We start from the raw sequence: 24,805 nt of genomic DNA on the forward strand, positions 1-24,805 counted from the left end.
CCGTGCGCCGGATGACGGACGCCCATGTCAGACCTCGATCTTCCCGAGCCGGCGGATCACGAAGAACCCGATCCCGTACAGGCCGAGCGAGATCAGGATCAGCGCCTGGCCGACCGGCGATCCGGTCACTCTGGCCAGCGCGCCCTCGTTCGACGAGTTGATCAGGAGCAGCGAGCCGAGGCCGAGGAGCGGCACGGTGAACGCGGTCGCGTTGACCTCGGAGAGCATCGTGCGGATCTCGCGCCGGGTCTCTTTGCGGTCCTCCAGGGTCTGGGTGAGGTTCCGCAGGGACGACACGACCGAGCCGCCCGCCTTGTTGGCGAGGACGAGGGTCGTGACCAGGACGACCAGTTCGCGGGACGGGAGGCGTTCGGCGAGCTCGCCGAGGGTGTCGTCGATGGTACGGCCGAGCGCGAGCTGGTCGGCGACCATGGACAGCTCCTCGCCGGCGGGCGCCTCCAGCTCCTCCGCGGCCATCGCGAGGGACGTGCGCAGGGCGAGTCCGGCGGCGGTGGCGTTGGCCAGGAGGCGGGCCACGTCCGGGAGTTGGTTGATGAACGCCTCGATGCGCTTCTGCCGCTGCCAGTTGAGGAAGATCACCGCGCTCCACACGCCGACGAGCCCGGCGATCGGCCCGAAGAAGGGCGCGAGGGCGGCCGACGCGATCAGCCAGAGGGCGACGACCACGGCGAGTACGTACGTGAAGAACTCCCCCGCGGTCAGGTCGAGCCCCGTCGCGGACAGGCGCAGATGGATGGCGCGGCCGAGCCGGGTGCGGCGCAGCCTGCGGTCGACGGTGGCGAAGCGGCGTACGCGGCCGGAGGCGCCGCCGTACGGGCCGGCACCCGACAGACCGTCGAGCCGGTCGACGAGGGCCTGGCGCTGGGCTCGCCCGGACGCGTACGCGTGGAGGCCGGCGACGGCGAGTGCGCAGGTCAGGATGGTGGCGCCGAGGGCGATGAGGGCGGGATCGCTCATGATCCGCCACCCTCGACGGCGGGTCGCACGGTCCTCATCCGATGGCCTCCCTCGTGTTGCGTCCGTCGATGCCGTCCAGCACGCCGAACGCCGGCGGGATCGGCTCGTTCGCGACGTACAGGCGCTCGGCCACGCGGCGCGGCAGCGGCAGATGCTCGAAGGTGCCGCGCACGCGGTGGTCGTGGCCGAGGGGGTGCGGCACGAAGCGGGAGACCGTCGAGATCCTGAACTGTTCGCGGCCGTGCGAGACGAGCAGGGCGATCTCGGTGACCTTGCGCGAGCCGTCGGCGTGCCGGGTGAGCTGGACGAGGACGTCGACGGCCGAGTTGATCTGGTCCTTGAGCGCCTCGAACGGGATCTGCACCTCGGACATGGACCCGAGGGTCTGCATCCGCATGAGGGCGTCCTCGGCGGTGTTCGCGTGGACGGTGGCGAGCGAGCCGTCGTGGCCGGTCGACATGGCCTGGAGCATGTCGAGGGTCTCGCCGCCGCGCACCTCGCCGACGATGATGCGGTCGGGGCGCATGCGCAGGGAGTTGCGGACGAGGTCGCGGATGGTGATCTGGCCCTTGCCCTCGACGTTCGGGGGCCTCGATTCGAGGCGGATCACATGGTCCTGCTGGAGCTGGAGTTCCGCCGAGTCCTCGATGGTGATGATGCGCTCGTGGGGCGGGATGAGGCCGGAGAGCGCGTTGAGGAGGGTGGTCTTCCCGGAGCCCGTGCCGCCGCTCACGATGACGTTGAAGCGGGCGCGGACGAACGCGGACAGCAGCATCAGCATCTGCTCGTCGAGCGAGCCGAGGCCGATCAGCTCGGGCAGGGTGTAGGCGCGCGGGAAGCGGCGGATCGTGAGGGTGGCGCCGGTGAGGGACAGCGGCGGGATGATCACGTTGACGCGCTCGCCGGTGGGCAGGCGGGCGTCGACCATCGGGTTCGACTCGTCGACGCGCCGGTTCACCGTGGAGACGATGCGCTCGATGGTCTGCATGAGCTGTTCCTGCGAGGCGAAGCGCAGGGGGAGCTGCTCCACGCGCCCGGCGCGCTCCACGAAGATCGCGTCCGGGCCGTTGACCATGATCTCGGTGATGGACGCGTCGGCGAGAAGGGGTTCCAGTACGCCCAGCCCGAGCGCCTCGTCGACGACGCGGCGGACCAGCTGGCTGCGTTCGGAGGAGGAGAGGACCGGGCCCTCGCGGCTGATGATGTGGCCGAGGACGCGTTCGAGACGGATCCGCCGGTCGGCCGCCGCGAGCGACGACATCTCGGCGAGGTCGATCTCCTCCAGGAGCTTCGCGCGGTAGACGGCGACGAGGCCGTCGTCGCGGGAAGGGCCGGGCTCCTCGCGGACCGTCACCCTTGATCGCAGGCTCATGTTCCGGCTCAACCCCCTTCCGGGTCACGGTCGTTCGGCATGGTGGCGGTGCGCCGCACGTCCCACCGGTCGTCCAGGAACGGGACGAGGACCGGGACGTGCACGGTGACCGTGGCGGTGGTCGTGTCGCCGCCTCCGCCTCCGGCGTCGATGTCCGCGTCGAGCCAGCCGCTCATCGCGGCCTGCCCGGCGCCGGTGCCGTCGCCGCCCTGCGACTGCACGCGGGCGGCGGCCCTGGCGCCGGAACCGGCCTGGTTCGCGCTGTAGCCGACGAGGCCGAGCTGGATGGCGGCCATGCCGATGAGGAGGAGGAAGGGCAGGAACCCGGCGAACTCGAGGATGGAGACGCCTCGGTCGTCGGTGCGGAGGCTTTGGCGGGGGCTGTCTTCCGTCTGGCGGGAGCAGTCCACCGTCCCGTGGCGCGGGCCGTGTTCCGTACGGTGGCTCGGGCCGCCTTCCGTCTGGCGCGGGCCGTGTTCCGTACGGTGGCGCGGGCCGCCTTCCGTCCGGTCGCGCGGGCCGCCTTCCGTCCGGCGCCGAGGGCTGTCTTCCGACTGGCGCGGGCCGCCTTCCGTACGGTGGCGCGGCCCACCTTCCGTCCGGTCGCGCGGGCCGCCTTCCGTCCGCAGGCGTCGGAGCCGACCCCCTTCGCCTGACACCGACAGCCGGCCCCTCACGGCGTGGCCCCCTGGTCGTCCTCCCTCGCGGCGCCCGCCTCGCCCTTGACGGTCCACCCGGCGTCGATCCCGGGGAAGAACACCGGCACCTCGAGCTGCACGGTCGCCTTCATCACCGACCCGTCGGGTCCGCAGGTGATGGCGGCGCCCTGCCACGCTCCGGGCAGATTCTTCTCGCCCGCGGTCTGGCACGCGCCCGCCGTGTCGCCGCTTCCGGCCTCGGCGGAGGTCGCTGCTCTGGCCGCCTCGTCCGCCGCGTTCCCGGCGAGCGAGTACGTGTACCCGTACAGGACGCACTGCCACAGCAGGCCCATGACGACGAGCAGCAGCGGGAACATGCCCGCGAACTCCAGGGTGACCGCGCCCTTGTCGCCGCCGCGACGGCGGGCGCGGCGGCCGGATTCCTGCGCGGCGGCGTCGACCAGGCCGAGCTCGCCCGCGAGCCCCCACAGCGCCTGCTTCACCGTCGACCGGCTGTCGAGGTCCTGCATACGGCCCGCGTCGACCGCGCCCTGGAGCTCCTTGAACCCGGCGGGCACGCTGGCACGCGCGACCCGGGTGCCCGTCACGCGCTCCACGAGCGACGCGGTGATCTCGGATCCGCGCGCGTGACGGTTGATGACGGTGACGGTCTCCTCGGCCTTACGGATCTGGAGGCGGTCCCACATACGGATCATGCGCTTCGCGGCGCGCACAGCGACGACGTCGGGGGTGACCAACAGGACTGCCTGGTCGGCGAGTTCGACGGCCGCCGCGTTCGCGGACCCCATCTGCGTACCGCAGTCGACGACCACGAGGTCGTAGCGGCTGCGCAGCGCCTGGACGACCTGGCGGGCCACGCGGTCGGTGACCTCTTCGCCGCGCTCGCCGTCGGACGGCGCGAGCAGGAGACCGAGGCCGGTCTCGTGGGTGAAGACGGCGTCCTGCAGGACGCGCGGGGTGATGTCGCGGATGGCGGCGAGGTCGGCGACGGAGCGGCGGAACTGGACGTCGAGGTACGAGGCGACGTCACCGGACTGGAGGTCGAGGTCGAGGAGCGCGACCGAGCGGCCCGACGCCTTGGCGGCCAGAGCGAGTTGGACGGCGGTGACGGTCGTGCCCACGCCGCCCTTCGCGCCGGTGACGGTGATGACGCGCCCGCCGGACGTACCGGCCGTGATCGCCAGCTCGCCGCCGCTGCCGAGGTGCCTGCGCATGCCGCTGGACCAGGACGCGGCGGCCTGCACACGCTCGGCGAGCGCGTCGTACCCGAGGGGGAACCCGACGATGCCGCGCGCGCCCGAGTCCATCGCGGCGGTGAGCAGGGCGGGGCTGGTGTCGGCGGTGGCGAGGACGACGCCGACGGCCGGGAAGCGCAGGACGAGGTCCCGGATCAGTTCAAGGGCGGGAACGGGCCCGATCCGCTCGTGGACGAGGACGACCTCGGGCAGTTCGTCGAGCGACTCGGCGGCGAGCCGGGCGAGGGTGTCGAGGAGGGCGGTGGAGTCGGCGACGGGCGGCGCGGGCTCGGCGTCGGGCAGCTGCCCGAGCAGCGTGACCAGGGACCGGGCGGCGTCCAGGTCCCCCACCGCGGGAAGAATACGGATGCTCATACGGCGCCTCGCCTCCTCTCTCTTGCTCTCACTTGTGCGCTACTTGTCCTCGTCGAGGGTGTACGAGCGGTCGCCCGGCGGGACGGCCGCGTCGCTGCCGGCGGCGACGAGGGCGAGCCGGACGTGGGTCGCGAACGACTCCGCGTACGCGACGCGCTGCGCGTCGGCGGGGTCGAGGGCGAAGGTGATCGGCACGGCCTCGCCCTGCCGGCGCCGGCCGTTGTCGCCACCCTGTTCGTCGATGGGCGTGAGTTTGCCGACGTCCATGACCTCCGCGTTCTCGACGATGACCTTGGACTGGTCCTTGGCCTTCTCGTTGGCGGCCTTGAAGGTGGCGTAGATGTTGACCTTCGACCCGGGCGTGATCTTCCCGGCGACCCCGGTCTCGGCGTCGATCATGATGGCGATCTCCTGCTGTCCGTCCCTGAGTTGGGGCCGGGAGACGATCATGTCGGTCTGGAGCAGGGAACCCTTCTTCAGCGTCGTGACGGCGATCTTGCCGCGGATCTGACTGAGACTGGTCACGGCGGTCTTCGACAGCCACCGCTCGGGCATCTCGACCTTCTCGAACCGGTCGGCGGTCAGCTCCTTGTACGGCGCGACATCGTCCTTCAGCCGGTACGCCGCGACTTCCGGGCCCACCTTCGAGTTCACGTCACGGATCACCGAGAGCACCCCGGCGAAGGCGCCGACGGCGCACAGGGCCGAGATGACCAACAGGATGACGCCGCGACGCTGACGTGAGTTCATGGACCGGACTACCTCGTGGGGATCTCGTTGGGGATCTCGATGGGGAGCGCGTTGTGGATCTCGTCGGGGATCTCGTTGTGGATCAAGGGCGGGCGGCGGGTGGCAGGGCGGCGCGGGCCGGGCCGGTGACGGGGGCCAGTGCAGTAGCGGCAGCGAGGCCGGTGGCGGGTGCGAGGGCACTGCCGCGGCCGCGTCCGCCCGGTGGCTTCGCGGCCGGGGCGGGCGGATCGGCGAGCGGCGCCGCACAGAAGCCGCAGCGGTCGCCGATGAGTTCGAGGCCGCACCAGTGGCACGCCTCGCGCCGGACGGACGAGACGAGCTGGTAGAGCACGGAGATATCGGGGATGGCGGCCGCGAACTCGGCGAGTTTTCCGGGGCTCCCCGGCTTCCCGGTGGCCCACCAGCGCCCCGACTCGGCGGGCAGCCGCGTCTCGACGGCGCCCTGCACCTGCCAGGCGGGCGCGAGGGTGCCGGTGATCCAGTCGGTGGGCTGCTGCCCCGCGGCGTAATACATACGGGTGCCGAAGGCGGGTCCGCTCAGCCGGGGCGGCTCGGGTCCGGTGAGCCGTACGAGTTCGGGCTGCGGGGTGGCGAGTACGGCGAACTGGGCGCCCGGCACCCACGACTTGGCGTGCGACGTAAGGCTGACGGGGACGCGGTCGAGCCGGGCGACGGAGCCGAGTACGGCGCCGGCGTAGATGTAGTGGGCGAGGAGCCGCGCGGCGGAGGCGAGCACGCCCGGGCTGAAGTCGCACATGGTCAACTGCCGCAGCTGGAGCACGAGTACGGCGAGCCCGAGCGGCGGGAGCTCCGGCCGCAGGATGGCGATCCGGTCACTTTCCAGCACGGAACGCACAGCGTGGAGCCGGTGAACGACCAGGTCCGGCACGGAAGCCGGGCACAGGGCGATCACATAGCCGTGGTGCTCGATCAGGGTGTGCATCTCGACGATCGCGCGATCGAGGTCGTACGGCTCCGCCCTGCCGCCCCTGTCCTCGGCGGAGTGGAGCACGGCGGCGGACGGCGTATGCCGGTCGGCCGCGGCGAGGACCAGGTCAGGGCTGGTCACGGCTATCGCGGTCGGCACGCTCGCACACCCCCGGTCTCTGTGCACTCCTGTCTCAGCACCATATCCGCGCATTGCCCGCTCAACACCCAACTTCCCGGTGTTCACCGGGAGGTTGCTCAGGCCGCCGGCCGGGAGGCCGGCCCGGAGCCGCGCGGCGGCCGTCTCGGCCAGTCAAGGAACCAGTAATTCCAGAGGTCTTGACAACCCAAATGGTCTGGACCAGTTTGTTCAACCAGCAACTGCCCCTCCCCCCACATCTGAACCGGAGGCAGCAATGGCACGCGCGACGACAAATCCAGCATGGAAGCGTTCATTCCTAGCAGCGGCCCTGACCACTCTGGCCCTGGCCCTCACCGGCACGGCCACGGCCACCGCGGACCCCGCCGGGGCGGACGCGGCACCCCCGGCCCACGCGGTCACCGGCTACTGGCAGAACTTCAACAACGGAGCGACCGTCCAGAAGCTCGGCGACGTACCGGGCGACTACGACATCATCGCGGTGGCGTTCGCCGACGCGACGACGACGCCGGGCTCGGTCGACTTCACGCTCGACTCGGCGGGCCTCGGCGGTTATACGGAGGACGCCTTCAAGGCGGACATCAAGGCGAAGCAGGACGCCGGCAAGTCGGTCGTCATCTCGATCGGCGGCCAGAACGGCACGGTCTCCATCAATGACGCGAATTCCGCGACGAACTTCGCGAACTCGGTCTACTCGCTGATGCAGGAATACGGCTTCAACGGCGTCGATATCGACCTCGAGAACGGCCTGAATTCGACGTACATGTCGCAGGCCCTGAAGTCCCTCGCCGCAAAGGCTGGTTCGGACTTCGTCCTGACGATGGCCCCGCAGACGATAGACATGCAGTCGACGTCGGCCGAGTACTTCAAGACCGCACTCGCCGTGAAAGACATCCTGACGGTCGTCAACATGCAGTACTACAACAGCGGTTCGATGCTGGGCTGCGACGGCAAGGTCTACAGCCAGGGCTCGGTCGACTTCCTCACGGCCCTCGCCTGCATCCAGTTGGAGGGCGGCCTGGACCCGTCCCAGGTAGGTCTCGGCGTACCGGCCTCCACCAGCGCGGCAGGCAGCGGCTACGTGTCCCCGTCCGTGGTCAACGCGGCCCTGGACTGCCTCACGAAGGGCACGAACTGCGGCTCGTTCAAGCCCTCGAAGACGTACCCCGGCCTGCGGGGCGCGATGACGTGGTCCACGAACTGGGACGCGACGTCGGGCAACGCCTGGTCTTCGTCGGTGGGGCCGCACGTACACGGCCTCTGACCACCCCACCCCGGCCCGAGCGCCCACAATCCCCCCCTCCGATCCGCAGCGCCGCCGCTCCCCCGGCGGCGCTGCTGCGTGTCGGGGGCGGGCGTCGCCGACGACGGTGAGTTTCGCGTTCGCACCGCCGGCCCGCACAGCCCCACCGGCAGCCACGACCACGACACCCAGCAGCACCCACTGCCCTTCGACGAGGCCCGCACGAACATCAGGCAGGGGTACAAGGACGCTGCCCGGGACGTGGCCACCTCGACCGTGGGGAGTCCCGTGACCCCGCAGCAGATCAGTGGCATGAACGACAAGGAGTACGAGGCCTGGTTGGACAGCAGGTTCGGGCCGTCCGCCGAGGAACGGGCCGAAGCAGCTGCCCAGCAGGGCGGGGGCGCCCACTGATGGGGATCGGTGACTGGGCGAACAAGGGCCTTGACGCACTGGAGGACGGCTGGGACAACGGCAAGAAGGCCCTTGGCGAGGGGGTCGAGTGGGGCGCCGACAAGCTCGGCGACGGTCTTGAGTACGCCGGCGCGGACTGGGCCGCGGACAAGGTCAAGGACCTCGGCGACGGGCTCGCGTCCGACCTCGGCGCTACCGTCGACGAGCAGCAGCTCGGCGAGACCGAACAGGCCAACGAGCTTGTGCACGGCAACCCCGGCGACATCCGCGCGAGCGCGAGCCACCTGAAGGACTTCCACAAAGCCTTCGACAAGGTCGGCGGGGGCATGCGCGCCCTGGACTCGTCGCACTGGCAGGGCGAGGCGGCGAGCACCTTCCGGAAGAAGTTCGCCATGCACCCCGGCAAGTGGCTGCACGCGGCGGACGCCTGCGACAAAGCGGGCAAGGCCCTCGACACGTACGCCGATACGGTCAAGTGGGCGCAGGGACAGGCGCAGGATGCCATCGACCTCTACAAAAAGGGCAAGCACGCCTCCGACCAGGCCGTGGAGACGTACAACAACCGGGTCGACGCGTATAAGGCCGCGCTCAAGGCCGACAAGGACCCCGGCCCTCGCCCCGATCCGTTCAAAGACCCTGGCACGGCGGACATCAAGCATGCGCGCGAGAAACTCGCGGAGGCGCGCCGCCAACGCAACGAGGCCGGCGCCACCGCCACCAGCGCGGTCAAGGCGGCCCTGGCCCACGCACCGGCCGAGCCACCTCCGCTCGACCGCCTCAAGTCCGACGTCACTGACAACGTCCAAGCGACGACCACCGAGTTGACCCACTTCGCAGGCGGCGTACTCAAGGGCGCGGCAGGCCTGCTCACTTTCGTACGCGGACTCAACCCGGAAGATCCGTACAACATCACGCACCCGGCCGCGTACGTGGAGAACGTCAACCTGACCCTGGCCGGGCTGGCGTCCACCGCCACTCATCCCGACCGTGCGGCAAAGGACGCGTACGAGAGCTTCAAGAAAGATCCCTCCGAGTTCGGGGGCCGGGCATTTCTGGAGTCGCTGGGGAGCAAGGGGCGATCTCGACCAGTCCCCCGAGAAAGCCACGATGCTCGAGGGCCGGACGTATTCACTGACCTTCGCCTGCGCCGGTTCGGGCAAATTCACCGTCCACGCCGTCGGTGCGAAGGCTCTGCGCCGGGACATGTACTGCACGCCCACCAAGAAGATCGAGACCGTCAGCCTGAATCATCTTGAGGGAAGCCGCATAGGCGAGCGCCGGTGGGACGGGCGCATGGACCTGACCATCACCACCCATGGCGTACAGGGAGTCCTCTCCTGGCACGCCGCCCAGATGTTCACCGCGGACTGACCACACCCGGCCCGCCGTATGCCGACGCCGTGCTCGTACGCGGCAGCGCCGCCCACATGCGCGTACCGCCGCCCGGTTCACGTGCCGGACCGAATCCCCAGTCGCCCCCGCAGGTACGGGTGACGCAGGCCAGCAGACGTAGGGCCGCCCGGCGCCGGGCCTCGCAGGCCGCGGCGACCCGGACGTTCGTGTGGCACGGGTGACTGTCGTACGTGATCAGGCGCAGCGCGTCCTCGCGATAGCGCAGCGATACGTAGATCTCGGGCGAGGCGGTGAATTGGCAGGCCGTTGCTGTCAGTTCGGCGGTTGCCTGGAGCGCCGCGTCCAGGATGTCGCGCAGTCCGTGCGCCGTGAGCAGCGTGCGGGTCGCTGCGCGGGCCATCGCGGGTGACGTGAGCGTGGAGGGGAGGGTGAGGCTGTACGTGAGGTTCTCGGGCGTGGGGGCCGTGCGGTCCGCGTGCGCGGGGCAGGCGGAGAGGGTGACCGGCATGGCGAACTCCCTTGTGGGGTGGAGTGGGCAACAGTCGGTGGCTCGTCTCCCTGACGCGAACCCGACCCTTCCAGGGAGGAAGCGTGCGGGCAGGCTCGCGCGATGCACTGCCAACTGCCGTGTGTAGCTTGTTCATTACTGACCGTAGAGCGTTGGATGGTTACATTGCCACCTTGCATGAGAAATTGACCCGAACAGGGCCACTTGGCGGCTTGGAGCGGCAGACTGCTGGCGACCATCGCGGAAGGAGTGGCATGCCACCGAGGACCACGCCCACGGAGCGTCAGAAGCGCCTGGGCAGCGAGCTGCGCAAGATGCGGTTGGCCGCCGGGGTCACGGCAGAGCAGGCCGCCGGGCTGCTCGGCCTGGACCGGGCGAAGATCTCCAACATCGAGACCGGCATCCGCACGATCAATGCCGACAGGCTGCGCACTCTCGCCTGCAACTGCGACTGCTCGGACACGGCCTACGTCGATGCGCTGGCCGAAATGGCCCGTCCCAACGGTCGTGGTTGGTGGGAGCGATATCGCGGCGCCCTGTCCGCCGATCTCCTCAACATCGCCGAGCTGGAGTCGTACGCCGCCCGGATGCGTACCACCCACACGTCGCACATCCCAGGTCTGCTCCAGACCAGCGCCCATGCCATAGAGCTCTTCCGGGCAGTGCTGCCTCCGTTGCCCGAGCAAGAGGTGGCCCTACGACTCGCCTATCGCGTCGAGAGGCAGGGGGTTCTCGACGGCGACGACGCCCCTGAGTATGTGGGCATCGTCCACGAGGCCGCGCTGCGCATGCAGTTCGGCGGGCCCAAGGTCGCCCGCGAACAGCTCGACCATCTCCTGATGGTCTCCGAGCGACCCAATGTCCAACTGCTGATCATTCCGTTCACCGCAGGCACGTTCCCCGGGGCCGGGCAGACGGTGAACTACCTCGAAGGTCCCGTACCGCAACTGGACACCGTCCAGGTGGACAGCTCGCATGGTCCGGAATTCCTAGGGGAAGAGGCGCAGTTGGCCAAGTACCGTGCCCACTTGGACTGGATGGAGCGCATCGCCCTGGCGCCCGCGCTCTCACGCGACTTCATCCACGCCATCGCCCGCGACCTGTGAGGAGCAGTCCGATGCCCGACATCACATGGGAAGAACCCTTCTGCGGCGAGGGAGCAAGCTGCTTCCGCCTCGGAACCGACCCCGACGGGGGCGCCTACATCACCGTCACCGGTGACGAAGAAACGTATCTCACCGACTCCCGCGAGGCGCTCCGCGCGCTCATCCTGGACATCAAGGCCGGCAAGGCCGATCACCTGCTCTGACGCGATGGCCGGCACGGAAGTGGACGATTTGGGCTACCACTCCCCCGCCACCAAAGGCGTCCAGCGGCCCAAATCCTCCAATCACCCTTAGGAGACGTCACCGTGCCGATGACCATCACCTGGGAAGACCCCTTCTGCGGCGAGGGCGCCAACTGCTTCCGCCTAGGAACCGACCCCGACGGCAACGCCTACATCACCGTCACCGGTGACGAAGAAACGTATCTCACCGACTCCCACGAGGCGCTCCGCGCGATGATCCTGGACATCAAGGCCGGCAAGGCGGATCACCTGCTCTGATCCGGCTCCGTCACTCGCGGAGTGGCGCCTGCGCTCGCATCCGCGGAGCGGCCCGCCCGTACCGCCCCCGCCGCGCACACGAACGTCGTCGCCAGCAGCGTCCATTCCAGGGTCCCCATCCAGCCCGGGACCAGGTCGTACGTCTTGCCATCGGCGTAGACGCACGTCGTCTGCGCGGGGAACGGTGTGCGGTGGACCGACTGTGCCCGTTCGTAGATGCCCGTGGTGAAGGCCGAGCAGGTCTGGAGGGGGTCACTCTTCGGTGAGCCCGTGGTGAAGAACGCGAGGGCGTAGACGGCGGTCAGTGCGGCAGCCCCGGTGATCGCCAGCCTGCTCAGGCGGGTCGCCGCCTTCGCGCCGCGGACGCCGGTGAGTTCCAGGGCGAGTGCGCCCAGGCCCGACACGGCCAGGACCACGACCGCCGCCCAGAAGATCCAGACGAGGGCGCCCGCGCTGGAGAGGGTCGTGCCGTCCTCGTACACGCAGCTCACGTCGGGCGGGAAGCTGCTCTCCTCCAGGCGGAAGCGGCCACCCGGGCCGACCATTCCCTGGGCGCACCGCTCGTCCTGCTCGGAGATCCCGGTGACGAGCCAGGACACCATCCACACGACGAACGTGGCCCCGAGGGCAACCCCGAAGACCCCCCACAACCGGTCGGCGGCACGCCGCGATGCACGTATGTTCGGCATGACGCGGGAGCCTAGCGAACGCTCGTCAGAAGAAGTCCGACCAAGGCTGGTCCCAGATCTGCTGGGCGCACAGGACGATGAACAGCAGGCCCGCGAGCGCCAGCATTCCGTTGCTCAGCCAGCTGTTGCGCCATTCCCTGGGCGTGCGGGACGAGTTGAGGAGCCAGATCAGGGTCAGGGCCAGGAAGGGCATGAAGGCCGCGCCCAGGACCCCGTACAGGATGATCAGGCGGAACGGCTGGCCCTGGAAGAGGAGGACGATCGGGGGGAACGTGAGCCAGAGGAGGTAGGCGCGGAACGGCCAGCCTCGCTCGCGTCGGCCCGTCGCCACGTCTTCGCCCGTCACCGTCACCCGGTCCGCGCGGACACGCGACCTGCGATAGCGCTCCACGAAGTCCGCGAACATCAGGCTCACCCCGTGCCACACCCCGATCAGGGACGTGAAGGACGTGGCGAAGAAGCCGATCAGGAAGAGCTTGGCCGTTGCCGTGCCGTACTGGGTCTCAAGGATCGACGTCAGGTCGATCAGGCCCTTGTCGCCCGCCGCGATCGATGTGTGCGAGGCGTGGAGGAGTTCCGCGCCGACGAACAGCATCGCGACCACGAAGATGCCCGTCGTGATGTACGCGACCCGGTTGTCCAGGCGCATGACCTTCATCCAGCGCGCGTTCGTCCAGCCCTTCGCGTTGACCCAATAGCCGTACGCGGCCAGGGTGATGGTGCCGCCGACGCCGCCGATCAGGCCGAGTGTGTTGAGGATCGAGTCCTTCTCGTCGGGGAGTACGGGGAGCAGGCCCGCGAACGCGTCGCCGAGGTGCGGGGTGACCCTGATCGCCAGGTAGACCGTGACGACGAACATGACGCCCACGAGGACCGTCATGACCTTTTCGAAGATCGCGTACTTGTTGAACCAGACGAAGGCGAGACCGATCAGGCCGCAGAGGATCGCCCACGGCTTGATCGACCAGTCGGCCGGGAACACGTCCGGGAACAGGGCCTGGAGCGGAAGTGCGCTCGACGACATCGCCGCCGCGCCGTAGACGAAGCCCCAGATGACGACGTAGACGACGAAGAAGTACGTCGTCCAGCGGCCGAGGCTCGCCCAGCCGTCGAACAGGGTGCGGCCCGTCGACAGGTGCCAGCGGCCCGCAGCCTCCGCCAGGCTGATCTTGACCAGGCAGCCGATCACCGCCGCCCAGAGCAGCGTGTAGCCGAAGTTGCTGCCCGCGATCAGGGTGGCTACCAGGTCGCCGGCGCCGACGCCCGTCGCGGCGACGACGATGCCTGGACCGATGTACTTCCAACTCGACTTGCGTGGCTGTGAGTTGAGGTGAGCGGTGCCGGTTCCCGGTCCTGTGGTGCCTGTGGTGTCCGCCATACCGTCAAGGAAGCGTAAAGCGGGGCAACGGGCAAGAGGGCCCGCGGGAACTGGTGCCGATCAGTCCTCGAAGTACGCGTCCAGGACCTTGTCGAGCTCATCCGCCCACTCCTGGGCGCGCGCCTTGTTCGGGGCCTCCACGTCGTTCGGGTACCAGCGGCTGTCCGGGGTGTGGACCGTGACGGTCAGGCGGCGCCGGGACGTGCCCACCTCGACCGCGCCGATCTCGTCCCAGCGGAACTCGGCCTCCTGGTCGTCGAGCCGGAGGCGTACGCCGCTCGCGTCCGCGGTGATCGAGCCGCGGCGGTCGGAGGCGGTGAAGTCCGGGCCGGCCGGGTCGGCGGAGGGGGCGTCGGCCGGGGCGTCGGCCACGTCCTCGGCGGGCTCCGGTTCCGGCTCCGTGTCCAGCTCCTCCGCCGGTTCCGTCGGCTCCGTCTTCTCCAGGGACAGAGCCTTCTCCTCCGTCTCCGGGGCCTGGCGCGGGGGCGTGAGGCCGGGGACGGAGGCCGGGTCGGCTCCGGCGGCGTCTACGGGCGTGACCTTCTGAGTGTCTATGCGCTGCTCCACGGAGCGAAGTATGGCGGACGAGCCTGTGGGGCGGGAGCCTCAGCCCTGCGGAACGTCGTCGTCACCGCGCGCCGTCTCCTGTGTGCCGGTGAGTTCGGCGACAACAGTGCCCGAGCGAAGCGCGGAGAACGCATGGATAGTTGACTGGTGGTGATGGAAACGATGAGCCTCACCACAACGTCCCGCCGACGCAATGGCCTTCTTGCCGGCGCTGTCCTACTGACGGTCCTGTCGGCCGCGCTGCTGGCCGCCCACGTGTCCTTCGACGGGGACACGTTCCAGCACTGCCGGTATCTGGGGCCTTCGACGCGGATGTATGTCACGGCTTGGGCCGGGCCGCTCTGCAGTGTGGCCGTGCTGGTGGCGCACGGGTTTCGGCATGGGCGTGCCCGGCCCGTCACCGTGTGCGCGGTTCTTGCCCTGTTGCTGCTGTGCGTGCAGTTCGTGGCGCTCTACTGGGTGTACGCGCCTGATCCCTCGGGGGGTTACGACTGTTCCGGGATCGCGGGCCTCAAACAGTGAGGCGTCGGGCCGGCGGAGAATGCCTCCGCCGGCCCGACGCCTCAGCAGTCAGTGCGCGGCCAGCGTCCTGGACGAAGGCCGGCCCCGCGTCCTAGACGAACAGGCTGATCACCGCCGCCACCGCGAAGCCCGCCACCGACAGGACCGACTCCAGGACCGTCCACGTCTTGAGAGTGTCGCGTTCCGAGATGCCGAAGTACTTCGCGACCATCCAGAAGCCGCCGTCGTTGACGTGCGAGGCGAAGATGGAGCCCGCCGAGATGGCCATGATGACGAGGGCCGTGAACGGCTGGGAGTAGTGGCCCGCCTCGATGAGGGGCAGGACGATGCCGGCCGTCGTGACGATCGCGACCGTGGCCGAGCCCTGGGCGACGCGCAGGACCAGGGAGATCAGGTAGGCGAGGACGATGACGGGCAGGCCCACGTCGTTGAACGTGTCGGAGAGGGCCTGGGCGACGCCGCTGCCCTTGAGGACCGCGCCGAAGATGCCGCCCGCGCCGACCACCAGGAGGATGTTGGCGACCGGCTTCAGGGAAGCCGTGGACACCGTCTCCAGGGACTTGCGGGACCAGCCGCGGCGGATGCCGAGCAGGTAGTAGGCCAGGAGCAGGGCGATCGTCAGGGCGACGAAGGGGTGACCGAAGAACTCGATGACCGAGCGGACCGTGGAGGGGTCGAGGGCGATCGAGGAGAACGTGGCCAGGAGGATCAGGACGAGCGGGGTGCCGATGATCGCCAGGACGGTGCCGAGCGGGACCGGCTTCTCGGTCGGCTTCACGCCGGCCTTGCGCTGCTCCTCGACGAGCGCGGCCTTCGCCTCGTCGGCGGCCTCGACCATGTCCTGCGGCACGGGCACGAAGATGCGCTTGCCGATCCACGCGGACCAGGCCCAGGCGGCGAGCACGGCGGGGATGCCGCAGATGATGCCCATGAGGATGACCCAGCCGAGCTGCACGTGGAGCAGTCCGGCGGCGGCGACGGGGCCGGGGTGCGGGGGCAGGAACGCGTGGGTCATCGACAGGCCGGCGAGCAGCGGCATGGCGTAGAGGACGATCGACTTGCCGCCGCGCTTGGCGGCCGCGTAGACGATCGGCGCGAGGACGAAGATGCCGACGTCGAAGAAGACCGGGATGCCGAAGATGAGGCCGGTGAGGCCCATGGCGAGGGGGGCGCGCTTCTCGCCGAAGAGGTTCAGGAGGCGGGACGCCAACACCTCGGCGCCGCCGGAGACTTCGAGCACCGCGCCGAGCATGGTGCCGAGTCCGATGATGATCGCCACATGGCCGAGGGTGCCGCCCATGCCGGACTCGATGAGGGAGACGGCGTCGGACTTCTGGACGGTGCCGAACAGCTCGGTGACGGAGAGGCCGGCCGCGAGGCCGACGGCTATGGAGACCGTCAGGAGGGCCAGGAAGGGCTGGAGTCTGACCTTGATGATCAGGAAGAGCAGAAGGATGATGCCGAGCGCTGCGCAGGTGAGCAGGCCCGTGGTGCCACCGATGATCGTCAGGAGACCACCGGTGTGGGGTGGCGCGGGGGCGGGGGCGGTCGCGGCGAGCGGTATGAGGGACATGAGGGGGGACCTCGTAATTCCATGAAACTTTCAGGATCAGGGCAGGGGGGATCGCGGTGCGGCGGCCCGGGGGTGGGCGCCGCACCGTGACGACGTACGGATTACGGGTGTTGCGAAAGCGTCAGCTCAGGACGGCGAGCGCGTCGATCTCGATGAGGAGACCCTTGGGGAGACCGACGTAGACGGTGGTGCGGGCGGAGGCGGGGGCCTTGAGGCCCTGCTCCTCGAAGTACGCGTTGTAGATCGCGTTCATCTCGGCGAAGTGGTCGACGTCGGTGAGGTAGACGCGCATCATCATGACGTCGTCCCAGGTGGCGCCGCCCTCTTCGAGGATCGCCTTGACGTTGGCGAAGGTCTGGAGGGTCTGCTCGCGCAGGGTCGGGCCCGCGGGGGTGGGGGCCTGGCCCTCTACAGCCGGCAGGAAGCCGACCTGGCCCGCGACCTGAAGGATGTTGCCCTTCTTGACGCCGTGCGAGAACTTCGCGGGCGGGGTCGTGTGCGTGGCGGGGGTGAGCGCGGTCTTCTCGGTCATCGTGAAGTGACTTCCTTCGTGGGGGCTTCTTTGCCGGCGGCCTTGGTGGGGGCCTCTTTGGAGACGGGTACGGCTCCGGAGTACTCCCGGCTGATCGCGTCGGCCGTGCGGCGGACCAGCGGGAGCAGGGTGAGGAGTTCCTCGGCCGTGACGACCACGTTCGGTGCGGAGACCGACATGGCGGCGACGACTCGGCCGTCCGCACCACGGATGGGTGCTCCGACACAGTTGATGGACTCCTCGTGGCCGCCGAGGTCGGTGGCCCAGCCCTGTTCGCGGACGACGGCGAGTTCCTTGAGGAAGGCGCCGGCGTTCGGGGTCGAACGGGCCGTGTACGTGGGGTAGTCGAGCTTCTCGGCGATGGCGCGGCGCTCGGCTTCGGGGAGGTCGGCGAGGAGGAGCTTGGCGACGGCGGCGACCGTGATGGCCACCGGCTTCCCGATGCGCGAGTACATGCGGACGGGGTAGCGGCTCTCCACCTTGTCGATGTAGAGGACCTCGTTCTCCTCGTACACGGCGAGGTGGACCGTGTGGCCGCACTTCTCGTTGAGCGCGGTCAGGTGGGGGTGGGCGATCTCGCGGACGTCGAGGTTCTCGACGGCTTCCTGGGCGAGGGCGAACAGGCGCGCGCCGAGGCGGTAGCGCTGGTCGGACTGGCGGTAGACCAGGCCGTGTTCGTGGAGAGTGCGCAGCAGGCGCAGGGCCGTGGACTTGTGGACGCCGAGGCGGTCGGCGACCTGGCCCAGGTCGGCGGGGCCCTCGGCGAGCAGCGGCAGGATGCTCAGCGCTCGGTCGACTGTCTGGCTCATGGCGTACGTACCTCCTCGTCGGCCCTCGCGTCGCCGGCGGTCCAGCCGGGGCCGAGGTGCAGTGTGCCCCAGGAGGCGTCGTCGAGGTCGGCGAGGCGGTCGGCGTGGGCGCGGCTCGGGGGCGCGGCGAGGTCGCCGGGGGTGGTGAGGGCGGCGGCGGCCATGAGGTGGCCGTGGCGCAGGCGGGCCGGTACGGGCAGGCCACGCAGGGCGCCGGAGAGGTAGCCGGCGGCGAAGGCATCGCCGGCGCCGACCGCGGCGACGACGTCCACGCGGGGGGCGGGCTCGGCGTGGCGTACGCCGTGTTCGTCGTAGGCGACCGCTCCGTCGGCGCCGCGCTTGACGACGAGCGTCGCTGGTTCGGGGAGGGCGGCGCGGATGGCGTCGGGGCCGCCGGTGATGCCCCAGGCGTCCTCGGCCTCGTCCTCGCCGACGAAGACGAGGTCGGCGCCGCGGGCCAGGTCGAGCAGGACGCGGGCGTCGTCGGGGCGGGGCCACAGGCCGGGGCGGTGGTTGACGTCGAAGGAGACGAGGGGCCGGCCGGCGGGGATGCGGGCGGTGAGGTCCGCGGTGAGGTCGAGGCAGCCGGGCGAGAGCGCGGGCGTGATCCCGGACAGGTGCAGGACGCGGCCGCAGCGGATCGCGGCCAGGTCCATGTTCTGGCTGGTCATCGCGGAGGCGGCGGAGCCGGCGCGGTAGTAGGCGACCTCGTGGGCGTCAGTGGCGCGGTCGCCCGCGGTGCGGAAGTAGATGCCGGTGGGGCGGGCGGGGTCGCGGCGTACGGCGGAGGTGTCGACGCCGTACGCGCCGATCGTGTCGACCAGGTGGTCGCCGAAGCCGTCGGCGCCGACGCGGCTGACCCAGCGGACGGTGTGTCCGGCGGCGGCGAGCACGCACGCCACGTTGGACTCGGCTCCGCCGATACCGCGGTCGAAGGACGGTACGTCGGCGAGGCGCCCGGGTACGGACGGCACGAAGGTGACCATGGACTCGCCGAGCGTGACGACATCCACGGGTGCGTGGTGCGCGGGGGCGGCAGGTCCGGTGGCGGTCACGGTGGTTCGGGCTCCTCGTGGGGTCTGGGCTCGCGCCCGGAAGGGATCAACAGCTCCGTTGACCCGGCGTTGGCTCGGATGTTAGACAGCAGTAAGCGACATACGCAATGACCGTTGCATTATTTGCAACGGCCTTCTTATGAGGAGGCTCCATGGCCGCCGACAGCGCCGTCAACGCCGTAGCCCGGCTCAGGGATCTGGATCTCGAGCGGGTCGACCACCGCTTCAAGGGGCTGCCCCCGGACGCGGAAGGCCTGACCGTCGGCGAGCTCGCGGCCGAGCGCCGCAACCTCTTCACCGGCGGCTTCACGACCCCGGTCCTCGCCCTCTCCGCCGAGCGCCTGGAGCACAACCTCGCGCTCATGGAGACATACGCCACTCGCCACGGCCTGGCCTTCGCGCCGCACGGCAAGACGTCGATGGCGCCGCAGCTCTTCCACCGCCAGATCGAGCACGGCGCGTGGGGCATCACCCTCGCCGTCCCGCACCAGGTGCGGGTCGCCCGGGCCTTCGGCATCCAGCGGATCTTCCTCGCGAACGAGCTCGTCGACCCGGCGGCCCTGCGCTGGCTCGCGGGCGAACTCGACCGCGACCCCGACTTTCGCTTCATCTGTTACATCGACTCGGTGCGCGCCGTCGAGCTGATGGATGCCGCCCTCGCCGAGGCCGGGGCCACGCGCCCGGTCGACCTGGTCGTGGAGCTGGGCGCGGGCGATGGCGCGCGCACGGGCGTGCGGACCGAGGCCGAGTGCTTCGACATCGCGAACGCCGTCGCCGCGGCGGACACGCTGCGCCTGGTCGGCGTCGCCGGTTATGAGGGTGAGGTGCCGGACGCGTCGCCCGAGACCGTGGGCGCCTGGATGCGCCGCCTGACCGCGCTGCTCGTCGAGTTCGACAAGGCGAACCGCTTCGCGGACCTGGAGGAGATCGTGGTCAGCGCGGGCGGCAGCGCCTGGTTCGACACGGTGGCCGAGGCGTTCGCCGAACTGCCCGAACTCTCCGCTCCTGTTCTGAAGTTGCTGCGCTCGGGCGCGTACGTGTCGCACGACGACGGCCACTACAAGCACCTCACGCCGTTCAACCGGATCCCCGAGGAGGGCGCCCTGCACCCGGCGTTCCGGCTGTGGGCGCAGGTCGTCTCGCGCCCGACGGCGGAGCAGGCGTTCACGAACGCGGGCAAGCGCGACGCGGCGTACGACCTCGACCTGCCCGAGGCGCAGGTCGTGCGGGACGCCCGTACGGGCGAGGTGCGCGAGGCCACCGGTGTGACGGTGACAGGGCTGTCCGACCAGCACGGCTGGGTGCGTACGGAGGGGGGCGAGGACCTGGAGGTGGGCGACTGGCTCGGCATGGGCCTGTCGCACCCGTGCACTTCCTTCGACAAGTGGCAGCTGATTCCTCTCGTCGAGGCGGACGGCACGGTCGTGGACTACGTCCGGACGTTCTTCTAGGCGCCGGGCTCCGGTGGGGGCTGGTCGCGCCCCGCGGCGGAGCCGCTGATGTCACAGCCCCGCGCCCCTGAAGGCTTGCGGCTTCGCCGCTCAGCCTTCATCGGGGAAATGCCGCCCGCAGGGCGTGCATTTCAGGGGCGCGGGGAACTGCGCGACCAGCCACAACGCACCCGCACCCCCGCACCCCCGCACCAAAGAGAGGCACCCCCCATGGACCTGGTCATCCGCGACGCGCGCGTCATCGACGGCACCGGAGGTGCCTCCTACCTGGCCGACGTCGGTATCCAGGACGGCCGCGTCACCACGATCCACCGGGAGGGCGACGGCGGCCCCCGCCCCTCGGCCCAGAAAACGCTGGAAGCGCACGGCCTCGCCCTGTCCCCCGGCTTCATCGACATGCACGCCCACAGCGACCTGGCGCTGCTGCGCGACCCCGACCACAGCGCGAAGGCCGCGCAGGGCGTCACGCTCGAAGTCCTCGGCCAGGACGGCCTCTCGTACGCGCCGGTCGACGACCGCACGCTCGCCGAGGTCCGCCGCGCGATCACCGGCTGGAACGGTGACGGTTCCGACATCGACTTCGACTGGCGCACGGTCGGTGAGTACCTGGACCGCCTCGACCGCGGTATCGCGGTCAACGCCGCGTACCTGATCCCGCAGGGCACCGTACGGATGTACGCGGTGGGCTGGGACGACCGGGACGCGACGCCCGAGGAGCTCGACCGCATGCGGCAGCTCGTCGCCGAGGGCATGGAGCAGGGCGCCGTCGGCATGTCGTCCGGCCTCACCTACACGCCCGGCATGTACGCGAAGGACGCCGAACTCACCGAGCTGTGCCGGGTCGTGGCCTCGTACGACGGTTACTACTGTCCGCACCACCGCTCGTACGGGGCCGGGGCGCTCGACGCGTACCGGGAGATGGTGGAGCTCACCCGGGAGGCGGGCTGCCCGCTCCATCTCGCGCACGCCACCATGAACTTCGGGGTGAACAAGGGCAAGGCGCCCGAGCTGATCACCCTGCTCGACGCGGCGCTCGCGGACGGCGCCGACATCTCGCTCGACACGTACCCGTACACGCCGGGCAGCACGACGCTCGTCGCGATGCTGCCGAGCTGGGCGAGCGAGGGCGGCCCCGACGAGATCATGAAGCGGCTGCAGGACGACGCGACCGCCGAGAAGATCCGGCACCACATGGAGGTCATCGGGGCGGACGGCTGCCACGGTGTGCCCATCGAGTGGGACGCGATCGAGATCTCCGGCGTGTCCGACCCGGGGCTCGCGTCCTGCGTCGGCAAGACGGTCCAGGAGTCGGCCGACATGCGCGGCGAGGAGCCGTGGGTGACCGCGCGCCGTCTGCTCATCAACGACAGGCTGGGCTCGACGATCCTCCAGCACGTCGGCCACGAGGAGAACGTCCGGGCGATCATGCAGCACCCGGTGCACACGGGCGGCAGCGACGGCATCCTCCAGGGCTTCAAGCCCCACCCGCGCGCGTACGGCACGTTCCCGCACTACCTGGGCCGCTACGCGCGCGAGCTCGGCATCATGTCGCTGGAGGAGACGGTCGCCCACCTCACGTCGCGTCCCGCGGCCCGGCTTCGCCTGGCCGACCGCGGCCTGGTCCGCGAGGGCTACCGCGCCGATCTGGTCCTCTTCGACCCGGAGACGGTCGCGGCGGGCTCCACGTTCGAGGCGCCGCGCACGCTCCCCGTGGGCATCCCGCACGTTCTGATCGACGGGAAGTTCGTGATGGAGGACGGACGCCGCACGGATGTGCTCGCGGGGCGGGCGGTGCGACGCACAGCGTGAGTGCCCGCGCCCGAGGGCGTGCACGGCACGTCAGGCGGGCTGACGGTCCAGGGTCTCGGTCGCCGTTCCGGCGCGCTGCATCCGCTGCCAGCGCAGCCGGCTGCCGAGCAGCGCGGTCCACACCGAGTGCACGACGACGAGGTACATGAGCTGGCGGCAGACGAAGATCTGCAGCGGCAGCGTCCACAGCGGCTCGAACCTCTCCTTGTCGAGCCGCAGCGCGTAGACGGCGCCGAAGACCTGGACGGCGGTGAAGCCGAGCCAGACGGCGGCCGCCTGCCCCGCGTCCTGGAACAGCAGCCCGTACAGCGCGAACACGTCGACGAGCGGCGCGAGGAGCGGCAGGAGAGTCTGGAAGACGAGCAGATACATCAGGCCGCGGCGGCCGAACTTGCCCGCCTGCCCGCCCTCGACCGGGGCCCTGCGGTGCTTCCACATCGCCTGGAGCGTGCCGTAGCACCAGCGGTAGCGCTGCTTCCACAGCTGCTGCACGCTCGCGGGCACCTCGGTCCAGGCGATCGCGGACTCCTCGTACACGACGCGCCAGCCGGCCCGGCACAGCGCCATGGTGAGGTCGGTGTCCTCGGCGAGAGTGTCCTCGCTGACGCCTCCGACGCCGGCGAGCGCCTCGCGGCGGAAGGCGCCGATCGCGCCGGGCACGGTCGGCATGCACTCGAGGACGTCGAACATGCGGCGGTCGAGGTTGAAGCCGATGACGTACTCGAGGTGCTGCCAGCGGCCGAGGACCCCGTGCCGGTTGCCGACCTTGGTGTTGCCGCTGACGGCGCCGACGCGCGGGTCGGCGAACGGCTGGATGAGCCGCTCGATCGCGTCCGGTTCGAAGACCGTGTCGCCGTCGATCATCACCACGAGGTCGAACTGCGCCCAGGACAGACCGGTATTGAGGGCCGCCGCCTTGCCGGCGTTGTCCTGACGGACCACCATCACGCGCCGGTCGAGCGCGTGCACCGACTCGGCGATCTCGAAGGTGCGGTCGCTCGACCCGTCGTCGACGACGATGATCTGGACGTACGTGTGCGTGGAGGCGAGCAGGGACCGCAGGGTCGCCTCGATACCCGCCTCCTCGTTGTAGGCGGGGACGATCACGGTGACCGGCTCGGTGACGGGCGGCGGGCGGCGGCCCCTGCGCCGCTTCTTCCTGACCCGGCCCACATGCACGCGCGCGATGGTGAGCAGGAGCACCAGGCGGGCCACGGTGATCACTCCGGCGGCGACCATCAGCCAGGTCATCGCGCCGACGAAGGCGCGTGAGGCGGCCTGCGCCCAGACGACGGCGGCGCCGCGCACCTCGGCGAACGTGGACACGGGGTAGGTGGCGCCGCTCAGCCCGAGTCCCTCACCGACGGTCGTGAACCGTACGTGGCCCAGTGGGCTCGCGAAGATCCGCTCGGTGTCGCGCACGGCAGCCGCGGAGCCGGTGAACTGGCGCACGGCGCCGTCCTTGAGGCCGCGCCCTGGGCCGTCGGCGGCGACCACGACATAGCCGTCGACGATCGCGTCGCGCGCGGCCTGCCACTGGTCGTCGCAGAGCTTCGCGGTGGTGGAGGTGTGCGGCAGGCGCAGCAGATGGGTGCCGACGCCCGCGCTGCCGGCGAGGACGTTCTGGGTGAGGGCGAGTTCGAGGCCGGCGCGCGGGGCCGAGAGCCCGGCGAGGTTGGCGTCGCTGTAGGTGTGCGAGCCGATCTGGTGGCCCTCGTCGCGGATGCGGCGTACGAGGCCGGGGTGGGCGGCCGCGTCGGTGCCGGTGAGGAAGAAGGTGGCCTTGGCGTGGTGCTTCTTCAGGACGTCGAGCAGGCGCGGGGTCCAGGCCGGGTCGGGGCCGCCGTCGTAGGTGAGGGCGACCTGGCCCGCGGGTATCCGGGAGGCGGAGACGCCGCCGGTCTTGGGGTCCATGCTGATGATGGGCCCGCCCGTGAAGAGGTTGGCGGGCGCCTTCTCGCAGACCCCGGACGGCGGGTCCGTGGCGGCTATCTCGTGCCGCCCGTAGCCGCCGAACAGCAGCGCGGTGGCGGCGACCACGAGGGTCAGCAGGAGCAGCACCCAGTGGGCGCGGGGTTCGCGCTGCTTGCGCCGGCTGGGGCCTGGGGAGCGGTGGGGGGAGGGGGCCGGGCGGGTGGCTCGGGTCACTTGGGCCCCTTGGTCGATCCCGTGCCGTGACCACGCCCCGGGTTGTCCGTGGCGTTCCCCTTGGCCGGCGCGGTGGTGGAGGGCGCCGTGGTCGTGGGCGCCGTGGTCGTGGGCGCCGAACTCGTTGCGGGTTCAGACGTGGTCTTGTCCGACGGTTCGCCGTCGCCCTTGGTGGACCCGGGGCTCGCGGAGGAGGACGGGGCGGTGGCCGTGGGGTCCTCGGGCTGTACGGAGGTGCCGGGGCGCGCGGTGGGCGACGAGGACGGCGAGTGCTCGGCGCGAGGCGCCTTCGTGTCGTCCTTGTGGCCCCAGGGCAGCGGTCCGCCGGACGGGCCGGAGCCGAACAGCCCGGCGATCACGACACCGAGGAACACGACGCAGCCCGCGCCGATCCCGATGGCGGCACGCCGCATGTGCCGCCGTCTTCGCCCGGAGCCGTCGACGAAGATCGCGCCGTCCTCGTCCGCGTCGGGGGCGCCGACTGTGGCGATGGGCGCCGTGGATATGAGGTCGTCGGGCGCGTCCGCGTACGCGAGGGGCGGTTGTTCCTCGTACCAGCCGTGCGCCGCGGCCGGATCCGCGTACTGCTCGTACACGCCCGTCGTGGCCTCCGCGTCGTACACGCCGTAGACCCGCGGCGCTTCGCCGTGCTGGGGGTGCTGCCAAGACATGGGGGCGCAGTGTAGAGAGTC

At 70.4% G+C, this 24,805-nt stretch carries 26 protein-coding genes; 10 read left to right on the top strand and 16 right to left on the bottom strand.

Annotated features, from left to right (window positions below; genetic code table 11):
- Nucleotides 1-27 precede the first annotated feature (27 nt).
- The 3 genes from OG698_RS19415 to OG698_RS19425 are packed head-to-tail and all read right to left on the bottom strand — an operon-like array spanning nt 28 to nt 2,760.
- On the bottom strand, nt 28-978 hold the full coding sequence (locus OG698_RS19415) for a type II secretion system F family protein (protein WP_406104327.1): 951 nt from the start codon (nt 976-978) through the stop codon (nt 28-30).
- Between the two features lie 34 nt (nt 979-1,012).
- The gene (locus tag OG698_RS19420) at nt 1,013-2,350 is read right to left on the bottom strand and encodes a CpaF family protein (RefSeq protein ID WP_406104329.1); all 1,338 of its coding nucleotides are present in this window, start codon (nt 2,348-2,350) and stop codon (nt 1,013-1,015) included.
- An 8-nt stretch (nt 2,351-2,358) separates the two neighbouring features.
- Nucleotides 2,359-2,760 (bottom strand): TadE family protein, encoded by a 402-nt coding sequence (locus tag OG698_RS19425; protein ID WP_406104330.1) that lies wholly within the window; start codon nt 2,758-2,760, stop codon nt 2,359-2,361.
- Between the two features lie 6 nt (nt 2,761-2,766).
- On the opposite strand from OG698_RS19425, the gene OG698_RS19430 reads away from it, so the two are divergent.
- A complete protein-coding gene (locus tag OG698_RS19430; RefSeq protein WP_406104332.1) occupies nt 2,767-3,006 on the top strand; it encodes a hypothetical protein in 240 nt (79 codons plus the stop codon).
- Between the two features lie 17 nt (nt 3,007-3,023).
- Here OG698_RS19430 and OG698_RS19435 read toward each other — a convergent pair whose 3' ends face one another.
- From OG698_RS19435 to OG698_RS19445, 3 genes are all read right to left on the bottom strand, one after another.
- On the bottom strand, nt 3,024-4,619 hold the full coding sequence (locus tag OG698_RS19435) for a CpaE family protein (RefSeq protein WP_406104334.1): 1,596 nt from the start codon (nt 4,617-4,619) through the stop codon (nt 3,024-3,026).
- Between the two features lie 39 nt (nt 4,620-4,658).
- Complete coding sequence (cpaB, locus tag OG698_RS19440; RefSeq protein ID WP_406104336.1) at nt 4,659-5,369, bottom strand: Flp pilus assembly protein CpaB; 711 nt, start codon at nt 5,367-5,369, stop codon at nt 4,659-4,661.
- An 82-nt stretch (nt 5,370-5,451) separates the two neighbouring features.
- A complete protein-coding gene (locus OG698_RS19445) occupies nt 5,452-6,456 on the bottom strand; it encodes a hypothetical protein (protein ID WP_406104337.1) in 1,005 nt (334 codons plus the stop codon).
- A gap of 256 nt (nt 6,457-6,712) precedes the next feature.
- Here OG698_RS19445 and OG698_RS19450 point away from each other — a divergent pair, with 256 nt between their 5' ends.
- The 3 genes from OG698_RS19450 (at nt 6,713) to OG698_RS19460 (ending at nt 9,369) form a co-directional block, all read left to right on the top strand.
- Entirely contained in the window at nt 6,713-7,720 is a 1,008-nt protein-coding gene (locus OG698_RS19450; RefSeq protein ID WP_406104338.1) for a chitinase, read from the top strand.
- 78 nt (nt 7,721-7,798) lie between these two features.
- Nucleotides 7,799-8,113 (top strand): hypothetical protein, encoded by a 315-nt coding sequence (locus OG698_RS19455; RefSeq protein ID WP_406104339.1) that lies wholly within the window; start codon nt 7,799-7,801, stop codon nt 8,111-8,113.
- Entirely contained in the window at nt 8,113-9,369 is a 1,257-nt protein-coding gene (locus OG698_RS19460) for a putative T7SS-secreted protein (RefSeq protein WP_406104340.1), read from the top strand. The genes OG698_RS19455 and OG698_RS19460 overlap by 1 nt, the downstream gene beginning before the upstream one ends.
- A 101-nt stretch (nt 9,370-9,470) precedes the next feature.
- Here the strand turns inward: OG698_RS19460 and OG698_RS19465 are convergent, their stop codons facing one another.
- Nucleotides 9,471-9,974: an ATP-binding protein gene (locus OG698_RS19465; RefSeq protein WP_406104342.1), complete on the bottom strand. Its 504-nt coding sequence runs from the start codon at nt 9,972-9,974 to the stop codon at nt 9,471-9,473.
- Between the two features lie 254 nt (nt 9,975-10,228).
- Between OG698_RS19465 and OG698_RS19470 the strand changes: the two genes are divergently transcribed.
- From OG698_RS19470 to OG698_RS19480, 3 genes are all read left to right on the top strand, one after another.
- Nucleotides 10,229-11,080, top strand: coding sequence for a helix-turn-helix domain-containing protein (locus tag OG698_RS19470; protein WP_406104343.1), 852 nt, complete (start codon nt 10,229-10,231; stop codon nt 11,078-11,080).
- Between the two features lie 11 nt (nt 11,081-11,091).
- Nucleotides 11,092-11,283, top strand: a complete 192-nt coding sequence (locus tag OG698_RS19475; protein WP_406104345.1) for a hypothetical protein — start codon at nt 11,092-11,094, stop codon at nt 11,281-11,283.
- A 108-nt stretch (nt 11,284-11,391) separates the two neighbouring features.
- On the top strand, nt 11,392-11,580 hold the full coding sequence (locus tag OG698_RS19480; protein ID WP_406111154.1) for a hypothetical protein: 189 nt from the start codon (nt 11,392-11,394) through the stop codon (nt 11,578-11,580).
- Here OG698_RS19480 and OG698_RS19485 read toward each other — a convergent pair.
- Genes OG698_RS19485 through OG698_RS19495 form a run of 3 tightly spaced genes read right to left on the bottom strand, consistent with a single transcriptional unit; the run spans nt 11,568 to nt 14,214 of the window.
- A complete protein-coding gene (locus OG698_RS19485; RefSeq protein ID WP_406104347.1) occupies nt 11,568-12,269 on the bottom strand; it encodes a hypothetical protein in 702 nt (233 codons plus the stop codon). The two genes, OG698_RS19480 and OG698_RS19485, sit on opposite strands and share 13 nt — an antisense overlap.
- Nucleotides 12,270-12,294: 25 nt before the next feature.
- A complete protein-coding gene (locus tag OG698_RS19490) occupies nt 12,295-13,647 on the bottom strand; it encodes an Nramp family divalent metal transporter (protein WP_406104348.1) in 1,353 nt (450 codons plus the stop codon).
- A gap of 60 nt (nt 13,648-13,707) precedes the next feature.
- Nucleotides 13,708-14,214, bottom strand: coding sequence for a hypothetical protein (locus OG698_RS19495; protein WP_406104349.1), 507 nt, complete (start codon nt 14,212-14,214; stop codon nt 13,708-13,710).
- Nucleotides 14,215-14,361: 147 nt separating this feature from the next.
- Between OG698_RS19495 and OG698_RS19500 the strand changes: the two genes are divergently transcribed.
- The gene (locus OG698_RS19500) at nt 14,362-14,736 is read left to right on the top strand and encodes a hypothetical protein (protein WP_406104351.1); all 375 of its coding nucleotides are present in this window, start codon (nt 14,362-14,364) and stop codon (nt 14,734-14,736) included.
- 91 nt (nt 14,737-14,827) lie between these two features.
- Here the strand turns inward: OG698_RS19500 and OG698_RS19505 are convergent, their stop codons facing one another.
- The 4 genes from OG698_RS19505 to OG698_RS19520 form a co-directional block, all read right to left on the bottom strand.
- Nucleotides 14,828-16,309 carry a GntP family permease gene (locus OG698_RS19505; RefSeq protein WP_406104352.1) on the bottom strand — a complete coding sequence of 494 codons (1,482 nt, stop codon included), beginning with the start codon at nt 16,307-16,309 and terminating at the stop codon, nt 14,828-14,830.
- Nucleotides 16,310-16,430: 121 nt separating this feature from the next.
- Nucleotides 16,431-16,841: a RidA family protein gene (locus OG698_RS19510; protein WP_100598214.1), complete on the bottom strand. Its 411-nt coding sequence runs from the start codon at nt 16,839-16,841 to the stop codon at nt 16,431-16,433.
- Nucleotides 16,838-17,650: an IclR family transcriptional regulator gene (locus OG698_RS19515; RefSeq protein ID WP_326774325.1), complete on the bottom strand. Its 813-nt coding sequence runs from the start codon at nt 17,648-17,650 to the stop codon at nt 16,838-16,840. Before OG698_RS19515 ends, OG698_RS19510 begins: the two co-directional genes overlap by 4 nt.
- A complete protein-coding gene (locus OG698_RS19520) occupies nt 17,647-18,705 on the bottom strand; it encodes a sugar kinase (protein WP_406104354.1) in 1,059 nt (352 codons plus the stop codon). Before OG698_RS19520 ends, OG698_RS19515 begins: the two co-directional genes overlap by 4 nt.
- 152 nt (nt 18,706-18,857) lie before the next feature.
- On the opposite strand from OG698_RS19520, the gene OG698_RS19525 reads away from it, so the two are divergent.
- Complete coding sequence (locus tag OG698_RS19525; protein ID WP_406104356.1) at nt 18,858-20,156, top strand: amino acid deaminase; 1,299 nt, start codon at nt 18,858-18,860, stop codon at nt 20,154-20,156.
- A 210-nt stretch (nt 20,157-20,366) separates the two neighbouring features.
- Nucleotides 20,367-21,965, top strand: coding sequence for an amidohydrolase family protein (locus tag OG698_RS19530; RefSeq protein WP_406104358.1), 1,599 nt, complete (start codon nt 20,367-20,369; stop codon nt 21,963-21,965).
- A gap of 30 nt (nt 21,966-21,995) precedes the next feature.
- On the opposite strand, the gene OG698_RS19535 is transcribed toward OG698_RS19530, so the two are convergent.
- Together OG698_RS19535 and OG698_RS19540 are read right to left on the bottom strand one after the other, a co-directional pair.
- Nucleotides 21,996-24,113: a bifunctional polysaccharide deacetylase/glycosyltransferase family 2 protein gene (locus OG698_RS19535; RefSeq protein ID WP_406104359.1), complete on the bottom strand. Its 2,118-nt coding sequence runs from the start codon at nt 24,111-24,113 to the stop codon at nt 21,996-21,998.
- Nucleotides 24,110-24,784: a hypothetical protein gene (locus tag OG698_RS19540; RefSeq protein WP_406104360.1), complete on the bottom strand. Its 675-nt coding sequence runs from the start codon at nt 24,782-24,784 to the stop codon at nt 24,110-24,112. The genes OG698_RS19535 and OG698_RS19540 overlap by 4 nt, the downstream gene beginning before the upstream one ends.
- Nucleotides 24,785-24,805: the final 21 nt, after the last annotated feature.

This window comes from Streptomyces sp. NBC_01003 (assembly GCF_045162695.1).
Lineage (GTDB): Bacteria > Actinomycetota > Actinomycetes > Streptomycetales > Streptomycetaceae > Streptomyces.

Excerpts from the sequence above, each read along its gene's own strand:
- OG698_RS19475 (WP_406104345.1), top strand. The coding sequence starts at position 11,092 with ATGCCCGACATCACATGGGAAGAACCCTTCTGCGGCGAGGGAGCAAGC.
- OG698_RS19465 (WP_406104342.1), bottom strand. The coding sequence starts at position 9,974 with ATGCCGGTCACCCTCTCCGCCTGCCCCGCGCACGCGGACCGCACGGCC.
- OG698_RS19480 (WP_406111154.1), top strand. The coding sequence starts at position 11,392 with ATGACCATCACCTGGGAAGACCCCTTCTGCGGCGAGGGCGCCAACTGC.
- OG698_RS19450 (WP_406104338.1), top strand. The coding sequence starts at position 6,713 with ATGGCACGCGCGACGACAAATCCAGCATGGAAGCGTTCATTCCTAGCA.
- OG698_RS19505 (WP_406104352.1), bottom strand. The coding sequence starts at position 16,309 with ATGTCCCTCATACCGCTCGCCGCGACCGCCCCCGCCCCCGCGCCACCC.
- OG698_RS19415 (WP_406104327.1), bottom strand. The coding sequence starts at position 978 with ATGAGCGATCCCGCCCTCATCGCCCTCGGCGCCACCATCCTGACCTGC.
- OG698_RS19530 (WP_406104358.1), top strand. The coding sequence starts at position 20,367 with ATGGACCTGGTCATCCGCGACGCGCGCGTCATCGACGGCACCGGAGGT.
- cpaB (WP_406104336.1), bottom strand. The coding sequence starts at position 5,369 with ATGAACTCACGTCAGCGTCGCGGCGTCATCCTGTTGGTCATCTCGGCC.
- OG698_RS19510 (WP_100598214.1), bottom strand. The coding sequence starts at position 16,841 with ATGACCGAGAAGACCGCGCTCACCCCCGCCACGCACACGACCCCGCCC.
- OG698_RS19420 (WP_406104329.1), bottom strand. The coding sequence starts at position 2,350 with ATGAGCCTGCGATCAAGGGTGACGGTCCGCGAGGAGCCCGGCCCTTCC.
- OG698_RS19490 (WP_406104348.1), bottom strand. The coding sequence starts at position 13,647 with ATGGCGGACACCACAGGCACCACAGGACCGGGAACCGGCACCGCTCAC.
- OG698_RS19460 (WP_406104340.1), top strand. The coding sequence starts at position 8,113 with ATGGGGATCGGTGACTGGGCGAACAAGGGCCTTGACGCACTGGAGGAC.
- OG698_RS19435 (WP_406104334.1), bottom strand. The coding sequence starts at position 4,619 with ATGAGCATCCGTATTCTTCCCGCGGTGGGGGACCTGGACGCCGCCCGG.
- OG698_RS19470 (WP_406104343.1), top strand. The coding sequence starts at position 10,229 with ATGCCACCGAGGACCACGCCCACGGAGCGTCAGAAGCGCCTGGGCAGC.
- OG698_RS19540 (WP_406104360.1), bottom strand. The coding sequence starts at position 24,784 with ATGTCTTGGCAGCACCCCCAGCACGGCGAAGCGCCGCGGGTCTACGGC.
- OG698_RS19525 (WP_406104356.1), top strand. The coding sequence starts at position 18,858 with ATGGCCGCCGACAGCGCCGTCAACGCCGTAGCCCGGCTCAGGGATCTG.
- OG698_RS19485 (WP_406104347.1), bottom strand. The coding sequence starts at position 12,269 with ATGCCGAACATACGTGCATCGCGGCGTGCCGCCGACCGGTTGTGGGGG.
- OG698_RS19515 (WP_326774325.1), bottom strand. The coding sequence starts at position 17,650 with ATGAGCCAGACAGTCGACCGAGCGCTGAGCATCCTGCCGCTGCTCGCC.